The 21,115-nt window shown below is 71.7% G+C and carries 16 protein-coding genes and 1 pseudogene; 5 read left to right on the top strand and 12 right to left on the bottom strand.

Annotation, left to right across the window (positions count from 1 at the left end):
- Positions 1-152: 152 nt before the first annotated feature.
- A complete protein-coding gene (locus AB0F82_RS06730; protein ID WP_362624656.1) occupies positions 153-1,085 on the bottom strand; it encodes a LysR family transcriptional regulator in 933 nt (310 codons plus the stop codon).
- A 100-nt stretch (positions 1,086-1,185) separates the two neighbouring features.
- Between AB0F82_RS06730 and AB0F82_RS06735 the strand changes: the two genes are divergently transcribed.
- Complete coding sequence (locus tag AB0F82_RS06735) at positions 1,186-2,199, top strand: NADP-dependent oxidoreductase (RefSeq protein ID WP_362624658.1); 1,014 nt, start codon at positions 1,186-1,188, stop codon at positions 2,197-2,199.
- Between the two features lie 167 nt (positions 2,200-2,366).
- Here the strand turns inward: AB0F82_RS06735 and AB0F82_RS06740 are convergent, their stop codons facing one another.
- Both AB0F82_RS06740 and AB0F82_RS06745 read right to left on the bottom strand, forming a co-directional pair.
- Complete coding sequence (locus AB0F82_RS06740) at positions 2,367-2,903, bottom strand: GNAT family N-acetyltransferase (RefSeq protein ID WP_362624660.1); 537 nt, start codon at positions 2,901-2,903, stop codon at positions 2,367-2,369.
- A 46-nt stretch (positions 2,904-2,949) separates the two neighbouring features.
- A pseudogene (locus AB0F82_RS06745) lies at positions 2,950-3,045 on the bottom strand (SMI1/KNR4 family protein); the annotation flags it as partial.
- A gap of 197 nt (positions 3,046-3,242) precedes the next feature.
- Between AB0F82_RS06745 and AB0F82_RS06750 the strand changes: the two are divergent.
- Complete coding sequence (locus tag AB0F82_RS06750; RefSeq protein ID WP_362624662.1) at positions 3,243-3,944, top strand: nitroreductase family protein; 702 nt, start codon at positions 3,243-3,245, stop codon at positions 3,942-3,944.
- Between the two features lie 88 nt (positions 3,945-4,032).
- On the opposite strand, the gene AB0F82_RS06755 is transcribed toward AB0F82_RS06750, so the two are convergent.
- The 3 genes from AB0F82_RS06755 to AB0F82_RS06765 all read right to left on the bottom strand — a co-directional run bounded on the left by AB0F82_RS06755 (position 4,033) and on the right by AB0F82_RS06765 (position 7,270).
- Complete coding sequence (locus AB0F82_RS06755; protein ID WP_362624664.1) at positions 4,033-4,425, bottom strand: hypothetical protein; 393 nt, start codon at positions 4,423-4,425, stop codon at positions 4,033-4,035.
- A 255-nt stretch (positions 4,426-4,680) separates the two neighbouring features.
- Entirely contained in the window at positions 4,681-6,312 is a 1,632-nt protein-coding gene (gene pruA, locus AB0F82_RS06760) for an L-glutamate gamma-semialdehyde dehydrogenase (RefSeq protein WP_356810582.1), read from the bottom strand.
- Positions 6,313-6,343: 31 nt separating this feature from the next.
- A complete protein-coding gene (locus AB0F82_RS06765; RefSeq protein WP_362624666.1) occupies positions 6,344-7,270 on the bottom strand; it encodes a proline dehydrogenase family protein in 927 nt (308 codons plus the stop codon).
- A gap of 159 nt (positions 7,271-7,429) precedes the next feature.
- Between AB0F82_RS06765 and AB0F82_RS06770 the strand changes: the two genes are divergently transcribed.
- Both AB0F82_RS06770 and AB0F82_RS06775 read left to right on the top strand, forming a co-directional pair.
- Positions 7,430-8,767 (top strand): PucR family transcriptional regulator, encoded by a 1,338-nt coding sequence (locus AB0F82_RS06770; RefSeq protein ID WP_362624668.1) that lies wholly within the window; start codon positions 7,430-7,432, stop codon positions 8,765-8,767.
- A gap of 133 nt (positions 8,768-8,900) precedes the next feature.
- Positions 8,901-9,875, top strand: coding sequence for an NAD(P)-dependent alcohol dehydrogenase (locus AB0F82_RS06775; RefSeq protein ID WP_362624670.1), 975 nt, complete (start codon positions 8,901-8,903; stop codon positions 9,873-9,875).
- 131 nt (positions 9,876-10,006) lie between these two features.
- On the opposite strand, the gene AB0F82_RS06780 is transcribed toward AB0F82_RS06775, so the two are convergent.
- The gene (locus tag AB0F82_RS06780; protein WP_356810586.1) at positions 10,007-10,585 is read right to left on the bottom strand and encodes a TetR/AcrR family transcriptional regulator; all 579 of its coding nucleotides are present in this window, start codon (positions 10,583-10,585) and stop codon (positions 10,007-10,009) included.
- A 102-nt stretch (positions 10,586-10,687) separates the two neighbouring features.
- Between AB0F82_RS06780 and AB0F82_RS06785 the strand changes: the two genes are divergently transcribed.
- Positions 10,688-12,244 carry an MFS transporter gene (locus AB0F82_RS06785; RefSeq protein ID WP_362624672.1) on the top strand — a complete coding sequence of 519 codons (1,557 nt, stop codon included), beginning with the start codon at positions 10,688-10,690 and terminating at the stop codon, positions 12,242-12,244.
- Positions 12,245-12,369: 125 nt separating this feature from the next.
- On the opposite strand, the gene serA is transcribed toward AB0F82_RS06785, so the two are convergent.
- The 5 genes from serA to AB0F82_RS06810 form a co-directional block, all read right to left on the bottom strand.
- Positions 12,370-13,959: a phosphoglycerate dehydrogenase gene (serA, locus tag AB0F82_RS06790; protein WP_362624674.1), complete on the bottom strand. Its 1,590-nt coding sequence runs from the start codon at positions 13,957-13,959 to the stop codon at positions 12,370-12,372.
- Positions 13,960-14,268: 309 nt separating this feature from the next.
- Entirely contained in the window at positions 14,269-15,270 is a 1,002-nt protein-coding gene (gene ilvC, locus AB0F82_RS06795; protein WP_030664757.1) for a ketol-acid reductoisomerase, read from the bottom strand.
- A 142-nt stretch (positions 15,271-15,412) separates the two neighbouring features.
- Entirely contained in the window at positions 15,413-15,937 is a 525-nt protein-coding gene (ilvN, locus tag AB0F82_RS06800; RefSeq protein WP_069922074.1) for an acetolactate synthase small subunit, read from the bottom strand.
- Between the two features lie 32 nt (positions 15,938-15,969).
- The gene (locus AB0F82_RS06805; RefSeq protein ID WP_356810589.1) at positions 15,970-17,856 is read right to left on the bottom strand and encodes an acetolactate synthase large subunit; all 1,887 of its coding nucleotides are present in this window, start codon (positions 17,854-17,856) and stop codon (positions 15,970-15,972) included.
- Positions 17,857-18,060: 204 nt separating this feature from the next.
- Positions 18,061-20,949 (bottom strand): putative bifunctional diguanylate cyclase/phosphodiesterase, encoded by a 2,889-nt coding sequence (locus AB0F82_RS06810; protein ID WP_436842047.1) that lies wholly within the window; start codon positions 20,947-20,949, stop codon positions 18,061-18,063.
- Positions 20,950-21,115: the final 166 nt, after the last annotated feature.

Consider the following 21,115-nt stretch of genomic DNA (forward strand, 5'->3'; position numbering starts at 1 on the left):
GCGCCGGAAGAGGCGGGGAGCAGTGCGCCGCAGGGGTTGCCTGCCAGGGGCGCGCGCTCTCGACCGCCATTCGCCTGATCGGCGAGACGTTCGGCTTCTACAAAGCTAGGCCAGGTCCAGCTGTATGTCTCGGCAATTACTCGGACTTCCTACTATCTGAGACGGGAATCCCCGCGAAACGCGTCGCCCCGAGGCTCCGTTTCCCCCCCCTCGGAGCGGAGTTCCCTGATCAGAGCCCTGACGATGTGGGTTGCGGCGGCTTCCGCCGTAGTGACGTATCCCACCTGCCTCACCGGCCCCTCCGGGCCCAGACCGGTGATTTCCACCGCCTCGGTCGCATCCCGCAGGGACAGCTCCGGCATGATCGCCATGCCGAGGCCGCGGCCGACCATGGTCAGCACCATCGCGTCGTCCTCCGCCTTGACCGTGGCCCGGGGGATCCAGTCCTGGGCCCGCCACCAGGCACGGGTGTAGGAGCCGCAGTTCTCGTCCCAGTCCATGAGGGGCAGCGACCTCGGGTCGGGGTGCCCGGCCGGGTGGACCAGGTGGTACGCCTCCCGTGCGAGCACTCCGGTCAGCAGGCCGGGCGGCGCCGCGTCCTGCGGGCCGCCCAGGGTGGCGATGCCCAGGTCCGCACGGCCCGCCGCCACTTCCCCGGCCGTGCCGGCGCCGATCTCGCGCACCACGCGAACCTCGGGACGGATCCCCGGGTGGCGGGCGGTCAGCCGTTCCAGGGCGGGTGGCAGCAGGTGCAGGGCGGCACTGCGGAAGGCCGCGATCCGCAGCACGCCCCGGAGCGTGTCGCGGCCCCCGGCCCGGCCCGCGCCGCGCGCCTCCGCGCGCATGGCCTCGTACATCCGCAGGATGCGGCGGGCGTGGCCTACCGCCCGCTCCCCCGCCGGCGTGGGCAGGGCCCCGGAGCGCCCCCGCTCGAAGAGCACCGCGCCGAGCTTGGCCTCGCTGCCGCGCACCGAGTGGGACACGGCCGACTGGGTGAGGCCGAGCGCCGCGGCGGCGGCGGAGAAGCCGCCGGCTTCGGCGACGGCGACCAGGATCCGCAGTTCCTGCGGGAGGAGATCGGACACCGGGGCCCCCACCTCGTTGTATGAGTGTCGTTCATGGATGAGTGACTTCCATGAACCCAACTCCCTGCCCGGCCCGGTGATTCCTTCCTAGCGTCGGGCCATGACCACGCACACCGCTCACGCCGTCCACCAGATCGCCCGCCCCGACGGCTTCCCCGCCGCCACCGACTTCGCCCACGTCTCCTCCCCGGTCCCCGAGCCGGGGCCCGGCACCGCCCTGGTGGAGAACCTGCTGCTCTCCGTGGACCCGTACCACCGCGGCCTGATGGACGGCGGCGAGGGCGGCTTCGAGCTGAACACCCCGCTGGAGGGCCGCTCGGTGGGCCGCGTGATCGCCTCCCGCGACCCGGGGTTGCGCGAGGGCGACCTGGTCTTCCACCGCGAGGGATGGCGCACGCACGCCCTCGTCACCCTCGGCGAGGCCGGTACCCGCAAGCTGCGCGGCCACGCGGGCGTCCCGCTGGAGGCATACCTCTCGATCCTCGGCGGCACCGGCCTGACGGCGTACGCCGCCCTGACGCGGACCGCGGCGCTCCGGGAGGGCGAGGACCTGTTCGTCTCCGCCGCCGCGGGCGGGGTGGGCACCGCCACGGGGCACATCGCGCGGCTGCTGGGCGCCCGGCGGATCGTCGGCAGCGCCGGCTCGGCGGCGAAGGTCCGCCACCTCACCGAAGTCCTCGGCTTCGACGCGGCGTTCGACTACCACGACGGCCCGGTCGGCGGGCAGCTCGCGAAGGCCGCCCCCGAGGGCATCGACGTCTACGTGGACAACGTGGGCGGCGAGCACCTGGAGGGCGCGATCGGCGCACTGCGCGAGTTCGGGCGGATCGCCTGGGTCGGCGCCGTCTCGACCTACAACGGCGACCGCTCCCCCGCCGCGCCCCGCAACCTCTTCGAGGTCGTGCACAAGTCGCTGCGCCTGGAGGGTGTACTGGTCCGCCATCACACCGATCTGCAGGACGAGTTGGAGGACTTCCTCGTCCCGCATCTGCGCAGTGGCCGGATCGGTACCGACACCACCATTGTGCAGGGGTTCGAGCACACGGTGGATGCCTTCCGGGGCATGCTCCGCGGGGACAACGTGGGCAAGATGCTGGTGCGGATCGGCGTCTGATTCCGACCACCCCGAAGTTCACGGTGGAGCCCGGTACCGGCAAGGCGGCCATCTGGTTCAAGATGACGGACTCCTCCGCCTCGCCCGTGGCCTTCACGATCCTGGCCCGCCTCCGACGGCACCTGGTCGCGCCGCTGCACGAGCCACATCGAGACGGCCCGGGTGTCCTAGAGGACGTCCCCGTCGCGCCAGTCGAAGTCGAGCGGTGCGGCGGGGTCCAGCCGGACGCCGCCGGGCGGTGTCCACACATAGGTGGAGCCCTCCTCCTCGGGCAGCCGCACCGGCCCGGCCGGCGAGAGCGCGCCCACCCGGCCCGGCCACACCGACCAGCCGCGGGCGAGGTAGAGCCCGGCCCCCTCCTCGGACGCCGAGAGCGCGCCGAGCTCGTAGGCGCCCGCGACGACCTCCTCCAGGCGGGCCATCACCCGCCCGCCGAGGCCCTGGCGTCGCAGGTCGGCCCGTACGGCCACGGCCTCGACGTACCCGGTGCGCAGGGCGCGTCCGCGGTGCACTACCCGCCGCTGCACGACGCTGCCGTGGGCGACGAGCCGGCCGTCGACGCCGATCACCACGTGCATCCCGCCGAGCGCGTGCTCGAAGTCCTCGTCGGCGAAGTCCCCTTCGAAGGCGTCGTCGAGCAGGGACCTGATCGCCCGGAGCTCGTCCGCGGTCAGTTGCGAGGTGTGCGCGGTCAGCGTGTCCATCAATGCTCCAGCCAGTCGGTGTACCAGGGGGTCCGGAGCCGTCGCCGACCGCCGTGACGAACGTCCGGTACTCCTCGGGCAGCCGGATGCCGTGCTCCGTCTCGAAGGCCCGGATCTCCGCCTCCGGCAGCGGCGGCCGCAGTGCGTAGCGGAAGGCTCTTCGCCCGCAGCCGTGCCCTCACCACGTCCGCGCCCGCGCCCCCGCCCGCGCCCGCGCCCCAGTCGCTCATCCCGCGACCGTACCAAGGACCGCATTGCGGACGCCGAACGCCGAACACCGGCCGCCATCGGCCGAAGCGGCTCTAGCGGTCTGGACCAATCCGTCGGCAGACTCGGCCCATGTCGCCCGATACCCAGCAGTGGACCCCCACCCACGGCCAGCCGTACCGCCCCACCGCCTACCGGCCCGAGCGGCTGCCGCAGCACGAATCGCTCGCGCGGGCCGCCGAGTTGCGGGCCAGGATGGAGGAGCGGCGGACCGTACGCCACTTCTCCCCCGACCCGGTGCCCGAGCAGGTCGTCCGGGACGCCATCGCGTGCGCGGCGACGGCGCCGTCCGGGGCGCACCAGCAGCCGTGGACCTTCGTCCTGGTCAAGGACCCGGCCGTTCGCGGGCAGATCCGCGCGGCGGCGGAACAGGAGGAGGAGCTCTCCTACGACGGCCGCCTCGGCGACGAATGGCTGGCGGCCCTGCGCCCGCTCGGCACGGACGCCGTGAAGACCCACCTGACCGACGCCCCCGCGCTGATCGTGGTCTTCCAGCAGCGGTACTGGCTCGGCCCGGACGGCACCAAGCGCAAGCACTACTACGTGGACGAGTCGGTCGGCATCGCGGTCGGCATGCTCCTGTCCGCCCTGCACCTGAGCGGCCTCGCCGCGCTGATCCACACGCCGAGCCCGATGCGCTTTCTGGGGCACGTCCTGGACCGCCCGGCGAACGAGAAGGCCTTCGCGGTCATCCCGGTCGGCTACCCGGCGGACGACTGCGTGGTCCCGGACCTGGTGCGCAAGTCCCTCGACCAGGTCATCGTGGAGGTGTGACGCCCTCCCCGGCGGGCTGCTCCGGGGGCGGCCCGGACGGCCCGCCGCCGAGGGCTTCCGCGTACCGCGGCCCTCCCCCGCAGGTGGGTCAGGGCCAGCTGCGCCCCGCCGGGACGATGCGCAGCCCTGGCACCCCGCGGAGTCCGCCGTAGTACTCGTCGATGCGAGGCAGCACCGTGGAGAGGACCCGGTCCGCCATGGCCGGGTGCAGGCCGAGGGACAGTCCGGTCCGGGCCGGCCGGGCGGAGGTGAAGCCGAAAAGGGCCCCGTCGCGGCGCTCGCTCTCAGGGAGCCCGTCGGCGAGCTCGGCCACCAGAAGCGACTCCAGAAGGCGCTGCGCTTCGTCCTCGGCATCCGGGACGGGTTGCCGGTAGTCGATCAGCCCCGCTTCGGCCCAGCCGAGGCACGTGCGGTGCGGCAGTCCGGTGGCTGCGCGGCAGATGGTCGCGGCGCGGTGGTGGTTGTCCGTACGCCTGGACATACGTCTCCCCGGGCGCCGGTCCCGGTACGGGCGCGTAGAGGTTGCGTATCTCCCAGCGGTCTGTCCCACCCCGTACGGGAACTCGTCAGAGCCCTTGGCTCCCCCAGGTCACCGGGACCGGGTATCGGAGCTGGTCGCCGTACGCGACAACTGGGCCCAGGCTGGCAGGAGTTGCCCGGCCGGGAAATGGATACCGCCCCCGCTCCGGACTTGGGGGTACCGGAACGGGGGCGGGGTTCAGCAGGGGGCCGGAGGTCAGCCCATGTGGGGGTAGCCGTACTCGGTCGGCGGGACCAGGGTCTCCTTGATGGAGCGGGTCGAGGTCCAGCGGAGCAGGTTGGACGCGGCGCCGGCCTTGTCGTTGGTGCCCGAGGCGCGGCCGCCGCCGAAGGGCTGCTGGCCGACGACGGCGCCGGTGGACTTGTCGTTGATGTAGAAGTTGCCCGCCGCGAAGCGGAGCTTCTCCATCGCGTCCGCCGCCGCGTAGCGGTCCGCGGCGATGATCGAGCCGGTCAGGGCGTACGCCGAGACGGACTCCATCTGCGCCAGCATGGCCTCGTAGTTGTCGTCCTCGTAGACGTGGATCGCCAGGATCGGGCCGAAGTACTCGGTCGTGAACACCTCGTTCTCCGGGTCGCTGCACACGATGACGGTCGGGCGGACGAAGTAGCCCTCCGAGTCGTCGTAGGTGCCGCCGGCGACGATCTCGCAGGTCGGGTCGGCCTTGGCGCGGTCGATCGCGGCCTTGTTCTTCGCGAAGGACCGGTCGTCGATGACGGCGCCGATGAAGTTGGTCAGGTCGGTGACCGGGCCCATGGTGATGCCGTCGACCTCGGCCGCGAAGGCCTCCTTGAAGCCGTCGTTCCAGATCGAGGCCGGGACGTAGGCGCGCGAGGACGCCGAGCACTTCTGGCCCTGGAACTCGAAGGAGCCGCGGGTCAGGGCGGTCTTCAGGATCGCGCGGTCCGCGGACGGGTGCGCGACGACGAAGTCCTTGCCGCCGGTCTCGCCGACCAGGCGCGGGTAGGACTTGTACTTCTCGATGTTGTTGCCGACCGTCTTCCACAGGTGCTGGAAGGTCTTGGTCGAGCCGGTGAAGTGGATGCCGGCCAGCTCGGGGTGGTTCAGGGCCACCTCGGAGACGGCGATGCCGTCGCCCGTCACCAGGTTGATGACGCCCTTGGGCAGGCCGGCCTCCTCCAGGAGCTCCATGAGGAGGACCGCGGAGTGGGTCTGCGTCGGGGACGGCTTCCACAGGACCACGTTGCCCATCAGGGCGGGAGCGGTCGGCAGGTTGCCGGCGATGGCCGTGAAGTTGAACGGCGTGATCGCGTAGACGAAGCCCTCGAGCGGGCGGTGGTCGCTGCGGTTCCACACGCCGGCGGAGTTCGCGACCGGCTGCTCGGCCAGGATCTGGCGGGCGAAGTGGACGTTGAAGCGCCAGAAGTCGACGAGCTCGCACGGGGTGTCGATCTCCGCCTGCTGGGCGGTCTTCGACTGGCCCAGCATGGTGGAGGCGGCGAGCTTCTCGCGCCACGGGCCGGACAGCAGCTCGGCGGCGCGCAGGATGATCGCGGCGCGGTCGTCGAAGGACATGGCGCGCCAGGCCGGGGCGGCGGCCAGGGCGGCGTCGATCGCCTCCTGCGCGTCGGCCTCGGTGGCGTTGGCGTAGGTGCCGAGCACGGACTTGTGGTCGTGCGGCTGGACCACGTCGAAACGCTCGCCGCCGCCCATCCGCTTGACGCCGTTGATCGTCATCGGAAGGTCGATCGGGTTCTCGGACAGCTGCTTGAGCTGCTCTTCGAGGCGCGTGCGCTCCGGGGTGCCGGGGGCGTACGAGTGGACCGGCTCGTTGACCGGAGCGGGGACCTGGGTCACAGCATCCATGGGGGTGGTAACTCCTTGACCTGGTTCTTGGCTAGTTCTTGGTGATCATCGAGCGGACGAAGAAGAGCAGGTTGGCCGGCTTCTCCGCGAGGCGGCGCATGAAGTAGCCGTACCAGTCCGTCCCGTACGCGGTGTAGACGCGCATGCGGTGGCCCTCGGCGGCGAGCCGCAGGTGCTCCTCGCTGCGGATGCCGTACAGCATCTGGAATTCGTACTCGTCCAGTTTGCGCCCGGCCTTGCGGGCGAGCTCCTGGCCGATGGCGATGAGGCGCGGGTCGTGGGACCCGATCATCGGGTAGCCCTCGCCATCCATCAGGATCTTCAGGATGCGGACGTACGCCTTGTCGATCTCCGCCTTGTCCTGGTAGGCGACCTCGGCGGGCTCCTTGTAGGCGCCCTTGACGATGCGCACGCGGCTGCCGTCGGCGGCCAGGCGGCGGGCGTCGGCCTCGGTGCGGAAGAGGTACGCCTGGATCACGCAGCCGGTCTGCGGGAAGTCCTTGCGCAGCTCCTCGTGGATGGCGAACATCGAGTCGAGGGTGGTGTGGTCCTCGGCGTCCAGCGTCACGGTCGTGCCGATGGCGGCGGCCGCCTCGACGACCGGGCGGACGTTGGCGAGGGCCAGCTCGTGGCCGCCCTCCAGCGCCTGGCCGAACATGGACAGCTTCACGGACATCTCGGCCTTATCGCCGAGGCCGAGCTCCGCGAGGCGCTCGATGAGCTGGAGGTAGGCGTCACGGGCGGCGTGCGACTGCGCCACCTCGGTGATGTCCTCGCCCACGACGTCGAGGGTGACCTCCAGGCCCTTGCCCGTGAGGTCCTCGACGATCGGGATGACCTGGTCGACGGTCTCGCCGGGGATGAACCGGTTCACCACGGGCTTGGTCACCGGGGCGGCCGAGACGATACGACGCATCTTGTCGCTGCGCGAAGCGGCGAGGATCACGGGACCCAGCACGGGGCACCTCCAGCGGGTGGCAGAAGAAAAGCGCAAGTAAAACCACCGTGAAACCTAAGGATCGCTTTGATCCTCTGCCATCGACAGCTGTCACGCATCCGTGTCCGCGATCTCATACATCTGTCTGAAGAGCGGGGCCGCGGGTGGGAGAATGGCCGGGTGAAGGGCGATTACCAGGACCTGGTGGACGAAATCTCGGCGCTCCTCGGCGCCCCGGCGACCCTGGAGAACCGGGACTTCCGCCTCATCGCCTTCGGTGCCCACGACAGCGACGACGATCTCGCGATGGACCCGGTCCGCACCCGATCGATCCTGACCCGGCAGTCGACGGCGGACGTCCGGTCCTGGTTCGAGGGCTTCGGCATCGCCCGCGCCACCGGCCCCGTCCGCATCCCGGCGGCCCCCGACGCCGGGGTGTTCCGGGGGCGGATCTGCCTGCCGGTGCGCCACCGGGGCATCGTGCAGGGCTACGTGTGGCTGCTCGACCAGGAGCCCGGCGCGCCGGGTCCGGAGCCGGCGGCGCTGGACGCGGCCATGGACGTGGCCCAGCGGATCGGGGTGCTGCTCGCCGAGGAGGCGAAAGCGGGGGCGGACCTGTCGCGGGAGTTCCGGGCGGTGCTCACTGCCGGGCGGGGGTGGCAGCAGGACATGGCGGTGGCGGCGCTGCGGGCCGCCCTCGGGCCGGGCGGGGACGGCCTGCACGCGGCGGTGTGCGTGGCGCCGTGGCCCGGCGAGGCTCCGGCGTCCGTGCCGGGCGCGGCGGCCGTGTGCCTCGTGCCCCGGCGTGGCGGCGCGGGCGAGCCGGGCGACGCGCCGGGTGCCGGACCGGCGGGCGCGGGCCCGGCCCTGGCGGTACTGCTCCGGCTGCGGTCGACGGACGCACTGGCTCCGGCACTGACGGCGGTGGCACGGCTGCTGCCGCGCACGGCGGAACCGGCGGCGGCCACGGCGGCCGGCGCGGGCACCGCGGGATCGCGGGCGCAGGGGGCGGCCGGCGCGGGAGCGGCTACGCGGGCAGCGGGGTCGGGGGGCTCGGCGGGCTCGGCGGGCGCCGCTCCGGCCGGGCGCCCGGGCGGCGCGCACCGGATGACCGCGGGGGTCGCCGACCCCGTCCGCGGCCTCGCAGAACTGCCCGCCGCCTGGGAGCAGGCCGTCGCCGCGGCCCGCGCGGCCGTCGCCGAACCGCGGCTCGGCCCGGTCGCCCAGTGGTCGCAGATCGGCCCGTACCGGCTGCTGGCGAGCCTGGCCTCCGACCCGGTGGACGACCCGGCGGCCCGGACCCTGCTCTCCCCGGCCCACCGCGAACTCGCCCGCACCGCCGAGGTGTTCCTGGACTGCGCCGGCCAGGCGGGCCGCGCCGCCGCCGCTCTCGGCATCCACCGCCAGACCCTCTACTACCGCCTCGGCCGCGTGGAGCAGCTCACCGGCCTCGACCTGGACGCGGGCGAGGACCGCCTGCTGCTCCACATGGCCCTCAAGGCCTCCCGCCTGGCCTGAGGGTAATCCCCGAGCCCGTCTCGGGGCTGTCCCCGATGCCCCGGTGGCCGCCGGCCCCCTACCGTCGCGAACAGCGCCGGCCGCCCGGTCCGCGGACCCCGTCCGCACCGGCCGGTGCGCTACGGAGGCCCCGATGAAGGCGATCGTCCAGGACCGGTACGGCTCCCCCGCCGTACTGGAGTTGAGGGAGGTCGAGCGGCCCCCGGTCGGCGACCGGGAGGTGCTCGTACGGGTCCACGCGGCCGCGGTCAACGCGCGCGACTGGCACCTCATGCGGGGGGACCCGTACCTGGCCCGGCCGGCGCTGGGCCTGCGCGGCCCGAAGGTGCGCATCAGGGGCACCGACTTCGCGGGCCGGGTGGAGGCGGTGGGCAGGGACGTGACCCGGCTGCGCCCGGGCGACGAGGTGTTCGGCGAGGCCGAGGGGGCCTTCGCCGAGTACGTGTGCGCCCCGGAGGACGCGGTGGAGCCGATGCCCGCGAACCTTTCGTTCGAGCAGGCGGCCGCGGTCCCGCTGGCGGGGAACACCGCCCTCATGGGGCTGCGCGACCTGGGGCGCGTGCGGCCGGGCCAGCGGGTCCTGGTCAACGGTGCGTCAGGCGGGGTCGGAACCTTCGCCGTTCAGATCGCCAAGGCGTTCGGGGCGGAGGTGACCGGCGTGTGCGGCACGAGGAACACGGAGCTGGTGCGTTCCCTGGGCGCCGACCACGTCGTCGACTACGCCCGGGAGGACTTCACCCGCGCCGGCCGGCGCTACGACCTCGTCTTCGACCTGGTGGGCAACCGGTCGCTCGCCGAGTGCCGCCGAGCCCTGACGACCGGGGGCACGCTGGTGCTCTCGGGCGGAGGCGTGTCCGAAGGGGGCACTCTGGTGGGGCCGATGGCCCTGCTGGTGAAGGGCCGGGCGCTCGCCCCCTTCGTCCGCCACCGACTGCTCGTCCTCACGGCGACGCCGGACCACCGGAACCTGGCGGTGCTCCGCGAGCTCATCGAGTCCGGCCGCCTCACCCCGGCCGTGGACCGCACCCACCCCCTGCACGAGGTGCCCGAGGCCATCAGGTACCTGGAGGTCGAACACGCCCGCGCGAAGGTGGTCATCACGCTGTAGCCGAAGACGTGCGGGTCCGGCCGCGGCTCCGGGCCAGGGCCGGATCCGGAGCCGGGGCGCTGTCACATCCGGGGGCGCGGCCAGATCGGGGGCCGCTGTCAGGTCCGGGGCCGCGTCCGGGTCGGCTGCGGCTACGTCCGCGGGCGGGTCATCGCCTCGGCGGCCCGGCGCATGCCCTCGGTGAACTCCTCGGCCGTGGCCGCCGACTCCGGGTCGAAGAGCCACTGGATCATCAGCCCGTTGAGCAGCGCCTGGTAGAAGGAGCCCAGGGTCCGCACGTCCCGCTCGTCGAGCTGGTCCTCCGGGGTGCCGGTCAGCATCGAGATCAACCCGCGGCGCCCCTCGGCCTGTGATGCCGCGAGCATCGCCCGCAGCTCGGGCCGCTGGTCCCGGCCGAGCGCGACCTCCAGGCCGGCCGCCCAGACGGGCGCGGACTTCTCGTGCTGCCCGAGGACCCCTTCCCAGAGCGCGCGGAAACGCTCCAGCGACCCGCCCTCACCGTCCAGGCCGTCGTGGAAGACCGCCCCCCACTCCTCCATGAGGCCGATGAAGGCCTCGGTGAGCAGCGCGTCCTTCGAACCGTAGTGGTAGCCGATGGACGCCAGGTTCGTCCCCGACGCGCTGACGATGTCGCGCGCGGTGGTGCGTACGAACCCCTTCTCCACCAGGCACTTCTTGGCGCCTTCGAGCAGATCTTCGCGATGTCCCATGGCCACACCGTAGCAAGACAACCGTCCCATACGTCAGTCCAAGACATCTGTTCCATACGGCTGTCATAGACAAGCGTTTTATACGTGTGTATGTTTCTCGGCATGACGAACCCCGCCGCCACAGCGCGACTCGCCGGCCGCCGCGAATGGACCGCCTTCACCGTCCTGCTGCTGCCCCTGCTCCTGGTCTCGATGGACGTCTCGGTCCTCTACTTCGCCATCCCGGCGATCACCGAGCAGCTCGACCCGAGCGCCACTCAGCAGCTCTGGATCTTCGACAGCTACGCCTTCGCCCTCTCCGGCCTGCTGATCACGATGGGCTCGCTCGGCGACCGGATCGGCCGCCGCAGGCTGCTGCTGATCGGCGCCGGCGCCTTCGGCCTCGCCTCGGTGGGCGCCGCCTACGCCACCAGCGCCGAGATGCTCATCGCGGCCCGTGTCCTGCTCGGCGTCGGCGGCGCGACCCTGATGCCGTCCACGCTCGCCCTCGTCCGCAACCTCTTCCAGGACGCCAAGCAGCGCGGCAAGGCCATCGCCATCTGGTCCGGAGCCATGACCGGCGGCATCGCCCTCGGCTCCGTGCTGAGCGGCGTGATGCTGAACCACTTCTGGTGGGGCTCCGTCTTCCTGATCAACGTGCCCGCGATGGTGCTGCTGCTGGCCCTGGTCCCGGTCCTGGTCCCGGAGTTCAAGGACCCCGCCCCCGGCCGCTTCGACCTGTGGTCCGTCCCGCTGTCCATGGCCGCCGTGCTGCCGGTCGTGTACGGCCTCAAGGAGATCGCCGCCGAGGGGTTCGAGCCCCTCCACCTGGCCTGCCTCGCCGTCGGACTGCTCTTCGGGTACGTCTTCGTCCGCCGCCAGCGCAGCCGTGACGACGCCATGGTCAGCCGCTCGCTGTTCCGGGGCCGCGGCTTCGGCGCAGGCATCGCCCTGAACACCCTCGCCGCCTTCGCCATGCTCGGCTCGGCCTACTTCACCACCCAGTACCTCCAGTCGGTGCTCGGCATGGGCACCCTGGAAGCCGCCCTGTGGAGCCTCGCCCCCTCGGTGGTCATCGGCGCGGCGGCCCCGGTCTCCGCGGCCCTGGCCCAGAAGACGGACCGGGCCTACGTCGTCGCCGGCGGGTTCGTCCTCGCCGCCGCCGGCTTCACGCTGATCGGCCTGGTGGACACCGACTCGCTGTGGCTGATCCTGGCCGGCGCCGGAGTCCTGGCCTCGGGCATCGTCACCGTGATGTCCCTGGTCTCCGACCTGGCCCTGGGCGCGGCCCCCGCCGAGAAGGCCGGTTCCGCCGCCTCCCTGCTGGAGACCGGTACGGAGTTCGGCGGCGCCCTGGGCATGGCGGTCCTCGGCAGCCTGGGCACCGCGGTCTACCGCAGCGACCTGGCGGACGCCGAGCCCGCCGCACGGGAGACCCTCGGCGGCGCCGTCGCCGCCGCCCACCAGATCGGCGGGGCTGCCGGCGAGCAGGTCCTGGCCCTGGCTCGCGAAGCCTTCGTGCACGGCATGCAGTACGCGGCCTGGGGCGGTACGGCGCTGCTGCTCGGGGCGGCCGTGCTCGCCGCCGCGCTGCTGCGGGGCATCGGCGCCCCCGCCCCGGCCGCGGCGGAGCCCGCCGGAGCCACCGGGGCGCGGGCCCACGAAACGGCGTACAACTGACCGGTAAGACACGGCACGACGCGACATGGCGCGAAACGGCGGGGCGCAGCGCGGCGCAGCCGGCGGAACGCGGAAGGGCCCGGGGTCTCCCCCGGGCCCTTCCGCATGTCACTGCCGTGGCGGCGTCAGGCGAGGCTGACGGTGCGCGCCGAGGCGGCGCCGATCTCGGAGGCGATGTCGGCGAGGACGCCCGCCGGCACCTCGGCGTCGACGGTGAGGACCGCGAGGGCCTCGCCGTGCTCCTCCGCGCGGGCGACCTGCATGCCCGCGATGTTCAGGCCACCCTCGCCGAGGACGCGGCCGACGGTGCCGACCACGCCGGGGCGGTCGGTGTAGCGCAGCACGACCATGTAGTCGGCGAGCGCCAGGTCCACGTCGTACTCGCCGATGCCCACGATCTTCTGAAGGTGCTTCGGGCCCGCGAGCGTGCCGGAGACCGACACCTCCTGACCGTCCGACAGGGTGCCGCGGACGGTCACCACGTTGCGGTGGTCCGGGGACTCCGAGCTGGTGGTCAGACGGACCTCGACGCCGCGCTCCTGCGCGAACAGCGGGGCGTTGACGTAGGAGACCGTCTCGTCGACGACGTCCTCGAAGACACCCTTGAGCGCGGACAGTTCGAGCACCTTGACGTCGTGCTGGGTGATCTCGCCGCACACCTCGACGTCGAGGCGGACCGCGACCTCGCCCGCGAGGGCGGTGAAGATGCGGCCGAGCTTCTCGGCGAGCGGCAGCCCCGGACGGACGTCCTCGGCGATGACGCCGCCCTGGACGTTGACGGCGTCCGGTACGAGCTCACCGGCGAGGGCCAGGCGCACCGACTTGGCGACCGAGACACCGGCCTTCTCCTGGGCCTCGTCCGTGGACGCACCGAGGTGCGGGGTGCAGACGACCTGGTCGAGCTCGAAGAGCGGGGAGTCCGTGCAGGGCTCCTTCGCGTACACGTCGAGGCCGGCGCCGGCGACGCGGCCCTCCTTGATGGCCGAGTACAGGGCGGCCTCGTCGACGATGCCGCCGCGCGCGGCGTTGACGATGCGGACCGACGGCCTGACCTTGCGCAGGGCCTCGTCCCCGATGAGACCGAGGGTCTCGGGGGTCTTGGGCAGGTGCACTGTGATGAAGTCGGCGACCTCCAGGAGCTCGTCCAGCGTCAGCATCTTGACGCCCATCTGGGCGGCGCGCGCGGGCTGGACGTAGGGGTCGTACGCGACGATCTTCATACCGAAGGCCGACATGCGCTGCGCGACGAGTACGCCGATGCGGCCGAGGCCGACGACGCCGAGGGTCTTCTCGCTGAGCTCGACGCCCGTGTACTTGTTCCGCTTCCACTCGCCGTTCTTCAGGGCGGTGTTGGCCTGCGGGATGTTGCGGGCGGTGGCGACGAGCAGACCGCAGGCGAGTTCGGCCGCGGTCACGATGTTCGAGGTCGGGGCGTTGACGACCATCACGCCGGCCTTGGTGGCGGCGGAGACGTCGACGTTGTCCAGACCGACGCCGGCGCGGGCGACGACCCTCAGCTTCTTCGCCGCGGCGATGGCCTCGGCGTCGACCTTGGTGGCGGAGCGGACGAGGATCGCGTCGACGTCGGCGATCGCGGGGAGCAGCTCGGCGCGGTCGGCGCCGTTGCAGTGGCGGATCTCGAAGTCCGGGCCGAGCGCCTCGACGGTGGCGGGCGACAGCTCTTCGGCGATGAGTACGACAGGTTTCGAGCTCACGTGGGTCATCCTCACAAGTCCAGTGCGGACGGCCGTCCCGACGGCCGCAGGCGGTGGAGGGGGTAGCCGCGTGGAAGACGCACGACACTGTGGGCCTGACGCGTATGTGTTGAGCAGTGTAGTGGCGCTGACGGACCGGTTTTCCGCCTGTACGGAAGGATCACTCTTCCGTGGTTGGCCGGGTTGGACAAGCCATGCCCGTGAGGGCCCCGTTCCCGGCACTCCGGCCACCGGCGCGGCATGTGCCGTACCGCCCGGTGATGCGCGGCGGGGCCGTGACTCGACCGTCCCGGCCCCACCGCCGCGAGATCAGCTCTCGTCGTTGTCCACCCAGCTCATCAGCTTGCGCAGCTTCTTGCCGGTGGTCTCCAGCAGGTGCTCCGAGTCGGCCTTCTTGTACTCGTTGTACTTGGGCAGACCGGCCTTGTACTCGGCCATCCACTCCTCGGCGAACTTGCCGCTCTGGATCTCCTCGAGGACCTTCTTCATCTCGGCCTTGGTGGCGTCGGTGATGACGCGCGGGCCGGTGATGTAGTCGCCCCACTCGGCGGTCTCGGAGACCGACCAGCGCATCTTCTCCAGACCGCCCTCGTACATGAGGTCGACGATGAGCTTCAGCTCGTGCAGGCACTCGAAGTAGGCGATCTCCGGCTGGTAGCCCGCCTCGGTCAGGGTCTCGAAACCGGCCTTGACCAGCGCGGACGCACCACCGCAGAGGACGGCCTGCTCACCGAACAGGTCGGTCTCGGTCTCCTCGGTGAAGGTGGTCTTGATGACGCCGGCGCGGGTGCCGCCGATGCCGGCCGCGTAGGAGAGCGCCAGGTCGAAGGCCTTGCCGGTGGCGTCCTGCTCGACGGCGGCGATGCACGGGACGCCGCGGCCCTCCTCGTACTGGCGGCGGACCAGGTGGCCCGGGCCCTTCGGCGCGACCAGGGCGACGTCCACGTTGGTGGGGGGCTTGATGAAGCCGTAGCGGACGTTGAAGCCGTGGCCGAAGAAGAGCGCGTCGCCCTCCTTGAGGTGGTCCTTGATGGACTCCTCGTAGATCTCGGCCTGCAGCGGGTCCGGGGTGAGGATCATGATGACGTTCGCCCACTCGGCGGCCTCGGCCACGGGGACGACCTTCAGGCCCTGCTCCTCGGCCTTGGCCTTGGACTTCGAGCCCTCCTTCAGGCCGACGACGACGTCGACGCCGGAGTCACGGAGCGACAGCGCGTGGGCGTGGCCCTGGCTGCCGTAACCGATGACCGCGACCTTGCGGCCCTGGATGATGGACAGGTCGGCGTCGTTCTCGTAGAACAGCTCGGCCACTGGGATATCTCCTTGGTGCGCTGGTGTTGCTCCCACCGTACGGCGGGGAACGGAATCTGAGTCTGTCGGTCTCGCTATGCGGGCCGAGCGTGTCTGCCGGGGCCCGGGGCGCCGCCGTGGCGCGGCCGCCGGGCCGGCCGGGTCAGGCGCTGCGGTCGAGCGCGCGCAGGCTGCGGTCCGTGATGGACCGTCCGCCGCGCCCTATGGCGATCGTGCCGGACTGCACGAGCTCCTTGATGCCGAAGGGCTCCAGCATCTTGAGCATCGCGCCGAGTTTGTCGGTACCGCCGGTCGCCTCGATGGTGACGGCCTCGGGGGAGACGTCGACGGTCTTGGCGCGGAACAGCTGGACGATCTCGACGATCTGCGAGCGGGTCTCGTTGTCGGCGCGGACCTTCACCAGGACGAGTTCGCGCTCGATGGCGTTGTGCGGCTCCAGCTCGACGATCTTGAGGACGTTGACCAGCTTGTTCAGCTGCTTGGTCACCTGCTCCAGCGGGAGGTCCTCGACGTTGACGACGATGGTGATGCGGGAGATGTCGGGGTGCTCGGTGACGCCGACCGCGAGGGAGTCGATGTTGAACCCGCGGCGGGAGAACAGGGCGGCGATCCGGGCGAGGATGCCGGGCGTGTTCTCGACCAGGACGGAGAGCGTGTGCTTGGACATGTGAGGCGTTCTCTCTCTCGGGCTCTCTCGGCTCAGTCGTCTTCGTTGTCGCCGAAGTCGGGACGGACGCCCCGGGCTGCCATGACCTCGTCGTTGGAGGTGCCGGCGGCGACCATCGGCCACACCATGGCGTCCTCGTGGACGATGAAGTCGATGACGACGGTACGGTCGTTGATCGCGTTGGCCTCGGCGATGACCTTGTCGAGGTCGGCCGGGTCCTCACAGCGCAGCGCCACGCAGCCCATGGCCTCCGAGAGCTTGACGAAGTCCGGGACGCGCGTGCCCTTGCGGGGGGCGATGGACTCGCCGAGCTGGGAGCCGACGGTGTCGTGACCGGTCTCGTCGGCGTGCAGGACGGTGTTGGAGTACCGCTGGTTGTAGAACAGCGTCTGCCACTGGCGCACCATGCCCAGCGCACCGTTGTTGATGATCGCGACCTTGATCGGGATGTTGTTCAGGGCGCAGGTGACCAGTTCCTGATTGGTCATCTGGAAGCAGCCGTCGCCGTCGATCGCCCAGACCGTGCGCTCGGGCATGCCGACCTTGGCGCCCATCGCGGCGGGCACCGCGTAGCCCATCGTTCCGGCGCCGCCGGAGTTCAGCCAGGTGCGGGGCTCCTCGTACTTGACGAAGTGCGAGGCCCACATCTGGTGCTGGCCGACACCGGCCGCGAAGACCGTGCCCTTCGGCGCGAGCGCGCCGATCCGCTCGATGACCTGCTGCGGCGAGAGGCTGCCGTCCGCGGGCAGGTCGTAGCCCAGCGGGTAGGTCTCGCGCCAGCGGTTGAGGTCGTTCCACCAGGCGGTGTAGTCGCCGGCGTTGCCTTCGGTGTGCTCGGCCTGGACCGCCTGGATCAGGTCGGCGATGACCTCGCGGGCGTCACCGACGATCGGGACGTCGACGGCGCGGTTCTTGCCGATCTCGGCCGGGTCGATGTCCGCGTGGATGATCTTGGCGAAGGGGGCGAAGCTGTCCAGCTTGCCGGTGACGCGGTCGTCGAAGCGGGTGCCCAGCGCGATCAGCAGGTCCGACTTCTGCAGCGCGGTGACGCCGGTGACGCTGCCGTGCATGCCGGGCATGCCGACGTGCAGCGGGTGGCTGTCGGGGAAGGAGCCGAGGGCCATCAGGGTGGTGCAGACCGGGACGCCGGTCAGCTCGGCCAGGACCTTCAGCTCGGCGGTGGCGCCGGACTTCATGACGCCGCCGCCGACGTACAGCACCGGGCGCTTGGCCTGGCAGATGAGCTTGGCGGCCTCGCGGATCTGCTTGGCGTGCGGCTTGGTGACCGGCCGGTAGCCGGGGAGGTCCTGGGAGGGCGGCCACGAGAAGGTCGTCTTCGCCTGCAGGGCGTCCTTGGCGATGTCGACGAGGACCGGGCCGGGACGGCCGGTGGCGGCGATGTGGAACGCCTCGGCGATCGTCTTCGGGATGTCCGCGGCCTTGGTGACCAGGAAGTTGTGCTTGGTGATCGGCATGGTGATGCCGACGATGTCCGCCTCCTGGAAGGCGTCGGTGCCGATCGCCTTGGAGGAGACCTGGCCGGTGATCGCGACGAGCGGGACGGAGTCCATGTGGGCGTCGGCGATCGGGGTGACCAGGTTGGTGGCGCCCGGGCCGGACGTGGCCATACAGACGCCGACCTTGCCGGTGGCCTGGGCGTAGCCGGTGGCGGCGTGGCCGGCTCCCTGCTCGTGGCGGACCAGGATGTGACGGACCTTCTTCGAGTCCATCATCGGGTCGTACGCGGGGAGGATGGCACCTCCCGGAATCCCGAAGACGGTGTCGCACCCCACCTCTTCGAGAGAGCGGATGAGGGACTGCGCACCCGTGACGTGCTCAACTGCGGCGGACTGCTGTCCGCCGGAACGGGGCCGCGGCTGCGGATGGTGGGCCCCGGTGGCCTGCTCGGTCATCGGCATTCTCTTCTCGAAGCTGAGGGTTTTACGCGGATTCGACTCTGTGCCAGTGCAACAAAAAACCCCTCGTGCCAGGAGGCAAGCGAGGGGAGCGCGTCGGGTGTGTTGAGCGGGGACATGCAGGTCCCAGCTTCAGCCGACGCGCTTTCCAAGTACGAGAATTCGGGTGCGCATGGCATTGACCCTCCCTCTGGCGGGAGGGTGATGTCAAGTAGGTGGGACGGGCGTCTCATTATGTGAGCCTCTGCGGATGACCATGGAGCCCCCGGAGGAGCCGCCCGCCAGTGCGGGCTGGGCCGCTCCCCCTGGTACTGGGAACGTACCGCGCACCAGCGCACGGCGCAGCCTGTACTCGTCGAGGGGGCCGGAAAAGGCCACCCCCTGGCCGTGTGTGCACCCCATCGCGCGCAGCGCGGCCACCTGCTCGGGCAGGTCCACCCCGTCGGCCACGGACCGCATGCCGAGGTCGTTTGCGATCCGCAAGAGACCCGCTGTGATCTTGTGCAGCCGGGCGGACTCGACCACCCCCTCCACCAGGCCCCGGTCCAGCTTGAGCATGTCCACGGGCAGGCGGCGCAGGGCGCTGATCGCGGCGTAGCCGCTGCCGAAGCCGTCCAGGGAGATCCCCACCCCGAGCCGGTGCAGGGCCGCCAAGCGGCGCTCCAGGTCGTCGAAGGGGACCCTTGGGTCGGACACGGCGAGCTCCAGCACCAGGGCCCCGGAGGGCAGGCCGTGCCGGTTGAGCAGGGCTTCCACGCTGCCGAGCGGCATGGCACTGTCCAGGAGCCGCTGGGCGGTCATCCGCACCGCCACGGGCACGTCGTGCCCGGCCCGGTGACGGTCGGCGGCCTGCTCGACGGCCTCCTCCAGCAGCCAGCGGCCCAGCTCGGCGGTGCGCGAGGCGTCGGGACCGGAGCCGGAGCCGCCGCCAGCCACGCCCTCGCTGTACTCGGCCACCCGGAGGAATTCCGCCGGCGTGAAGAGGATCCCCTGGGCCGAACGCCACCGGGCCTGCGCGGCGACGGCCGCGATCTCGCCGGTGGCCAGCGAGACCACGGGCTGGTGCAGCAGGGCGAACTCGCCCTCGTGCAGTGCGGTGCGCAGCCGGCCGGCCAGCTCGGCCCTTTGGACCACCTCGGCCTGCATCTGCGGGGCGTACGTCTCGACGCGGTCCTTGCCGCCCGCCTTGGCCCGGTACATCGCCAGGTCCGCGTTGCGCATCAGGTCCGAGGGGGTGATTCCGGGGTCGGCGAAGGCCACGCCGATGCTGGCGGCCACCCGTACCTCGCTGCCGCCGATCCGGTACGGCTGGGAGAGCCTGGTGCGCAGCCGGTCGGCGATCTCGCGGACCTGGTACTCGCGGGCGCTGCGGTCGCGGTTGCCGTCGCCCAGGATCAGCGCGGCGAACTCGTCGCCGCCGAGCCGGGCGGCGGTGTCCCCGGCGCGGACCGAGTCCTGGAGCCTGCGCGCGGCCTCGATGAGCAGCTCGTCGCCGGCCTGGTGGCCGATGGTGTCGTTGACCGCCTTGAAGCCGTCGAGGTCGATGAAGAGCACGGCGGTGCTGTGGTCGCCGGCGCGCCGGCCGGTCAGGGCCTGGCGGACGCGGCGGGTGAACAGAGCCCGGTTGGGCAGGTCGGTCAGCGGGTCGTGCTCGGCGCTGTGCTGGAGCTGGGCCTGGAGCCGGACGCGCTCGGTGACGTCGCGGCTGTTGAGGATGAGCCCGCCCTGGTGGCGGTTGACGGTGGACTCCACGTTGAGCCACTCGCCGCCGCCCGACCTGAAGCGGCATTCGATGCGGGTGGTGGGCTCCTCGGTGGGCGGTGCGGCGAGGAAGCGGCGCACCTCGTGGACCACCCGGCCGAGGTCGTCGGGGTGGATCAAGGTGGCCAGTTCGGTGCCGACCAGCTCCTCCGCCTCGCGGCCGTACACCCCGGCGGCGGCCGGGCTCACGTAGCGCAGGGTCCCGGTGGGTGCGGCGATCATGATGACGTCGCTGGAGCCCTGGACGAGGGAGCGGAAGTGGTTCTCCTTCTGGGCCAGTTCCTGCGTCAGGGCGATGTTGTCGAGGAGCATGATGCCCTGCCGGATGACGAGGGCGAGCACGACGGTGCAGCCGGTGAACACGACCATCCGATCGACCTTCCGGCCGTCCACGACGTTGTAGAGGATGCCGAGGGTGCACACGGCGGCCGCGAGGTACGGCGTGAGGGCCGGCAGGGATCCGGTGATCGGGCGGCTGTGCGGGCGGTCTCTGCGCGGGTGCCCGTGCGGCACCTGGGCCTGGTGCATGCGCCGGGCGCCCCAGGGGGCGTACGCGAGCAGCAGCGAGCCGGCGAACCAGCCGGCGTCGAGCAGCTGCCCGGACTGGTACTCGGCGCTCAGCAGGGGCGAGGTGAACAGGGCGTCGCTGAGGACGGTCAGCGCCAGCGCCGCGATGGCGGTGTTGACGGCGGAGCGGTTGGTCTCGCTCCGCCGGAAGTGCAGCACGAGGACCATCGAGACGAGCGCGATGTCCAGCAGCGGGTAGGCGAGGGAGAGCGCGGCGCGCGGGACGCTGCCGGGGGCGCCGGACTGCGCGGTCCGCGCCGCGTGGGCCAGGGCCAGGCTCCATGACAGGGTCAGCAGGGAGCCGCCGATGAGCCAGGAGTCGAGTCCCAGGCACACCCAGCCGGCGCGGGTGACCGGCCGTTTGGCGAGGACGAGGAGGCCCACGATGGCGGGCGGGGCGAAGCAGAGGAAGGCGAAGTCGGCGAGCGAGGGCTTCGGCACGTCCTGGCCGAGGACCACCTCGTACCAGCCCCAGACGGCGTTGCCGCAGGCGCCCATGAGGGAGGAGAAGGCGAAGAGCAGCCAGGCGGGGCGTTCCCGGCTGTCGATCGTGCGCGCGTAGGTGTAGCAGGAGACGGCGGCGAGCAGTCCTGCGGCGCTGAGTCCGAAGTCGCCCATGATCTCAGCGACTTCCTCGGACCCCCAGTTGAGGGCGGCGCCGACGGCGTACCCGCCGCTGACGACCGCGAGGATCAGCTGCATCGCCAGGCCCCTGCCTCCGCCCGAGACGGACGGCCGGTCCAGGAGCGCCGCCCCCGGCGTGCTCACCGGTCCCCCTCGCCGGCCGGTTCCGGCGCGGCCCAGTCTCGGCAGCGCCGCCTCCGGCGGCTGTGCCGCGTCGGATCCTTCGTCCATTGGCCGTGCATCGCCCGTCGCCCCCCAAAGTGTCCGATCACTCCCCAGCGCCAGACGTTCGTGGCGCAGCCCCTTCTTC

This window comes from Streptomyces virginiae (genome assembly GCF_040638905.1).
In the GTDB taxonomy this organism is placed as follows: domain Bacteria; phylum Actinomycetota; class Actinomycetes; order Streptomycetales; family Streptomycetaceae; genus Streptomyces; species Streptomyces virginiae_B.

Bases quoted from the DNA above. Each gene is read 5' to 3' on its own strand.
- AB0F82_RS06735 (WP_362624658.1), top strand. From the start codon at position 1,186: ATGACCACGCACACCGCTCACGCCGTCCACCAGATCGCCCGCCCCGAC.
- AB0F82_RS06740 (WP_362624660.1), bottom strand. From the start codon at position 2,903: ATGGACACGCTGACCGCGCACACCTCGCAACTGACCGCGGACGAGCTC.
- AB0F82_RS06750 (WP_362624662.1), top strand. From the start codon at position 3,243: ATGTCGCCCGATACCCAGCAGTGGACCCCCACCCACGGCCAGCCGTAC.
- AB0F82_RS06755 (WP_362624664.1), bottom strand. From the start codon at position 4,425: ATGTCCAGGCGTACGGACAACCACCACCGCGCCGCGACCATCTGCCGC.
- pruA (WP_356810582.1), bottom strand. From the start codon at position 6,312: ATGGATGCTGTGACCCAGGTCCCCGCTCCGGTCAACGAGCCGGTCCAC.
- AB0F82_RS06775 (WP_362624670.1), top strand. From the start codon at position 8,901: ATGAAGGCGATCGTCCAGGACCGGTACGGCTCCCCCGCCGTACTGGAG.
- AB0F82_RS06780 (WP_356810586.1), bottom strand. From the start codon at position 10,585: ATGGGACATCGCGAAGATCTGCTCGAAGGCGCCAAGAAGTGCCTGGTG.
- AB0F82_RS06785 (WP_362624672.1), top strand. From the start codon at position 10,688: ATGACGAACCCCGCCGCCACAGCGCGACTCGCCGGCCGCCGCGAATGG.
- ilvN (WP_069922074.1), bottom strand. From the start codon at position 15,937: ATGTCCAAGCACACGCTCTCCGTCCTGGTCGAGAACACGCCCGGCATC.
- AB0F82_RS06805 (WP_356810589.1), bottom strand. From the start codon at position 17,856: ATGCCGATGACCGAGCAGGCCACCGGGGCCCACCATCCGCAGCCGCGG.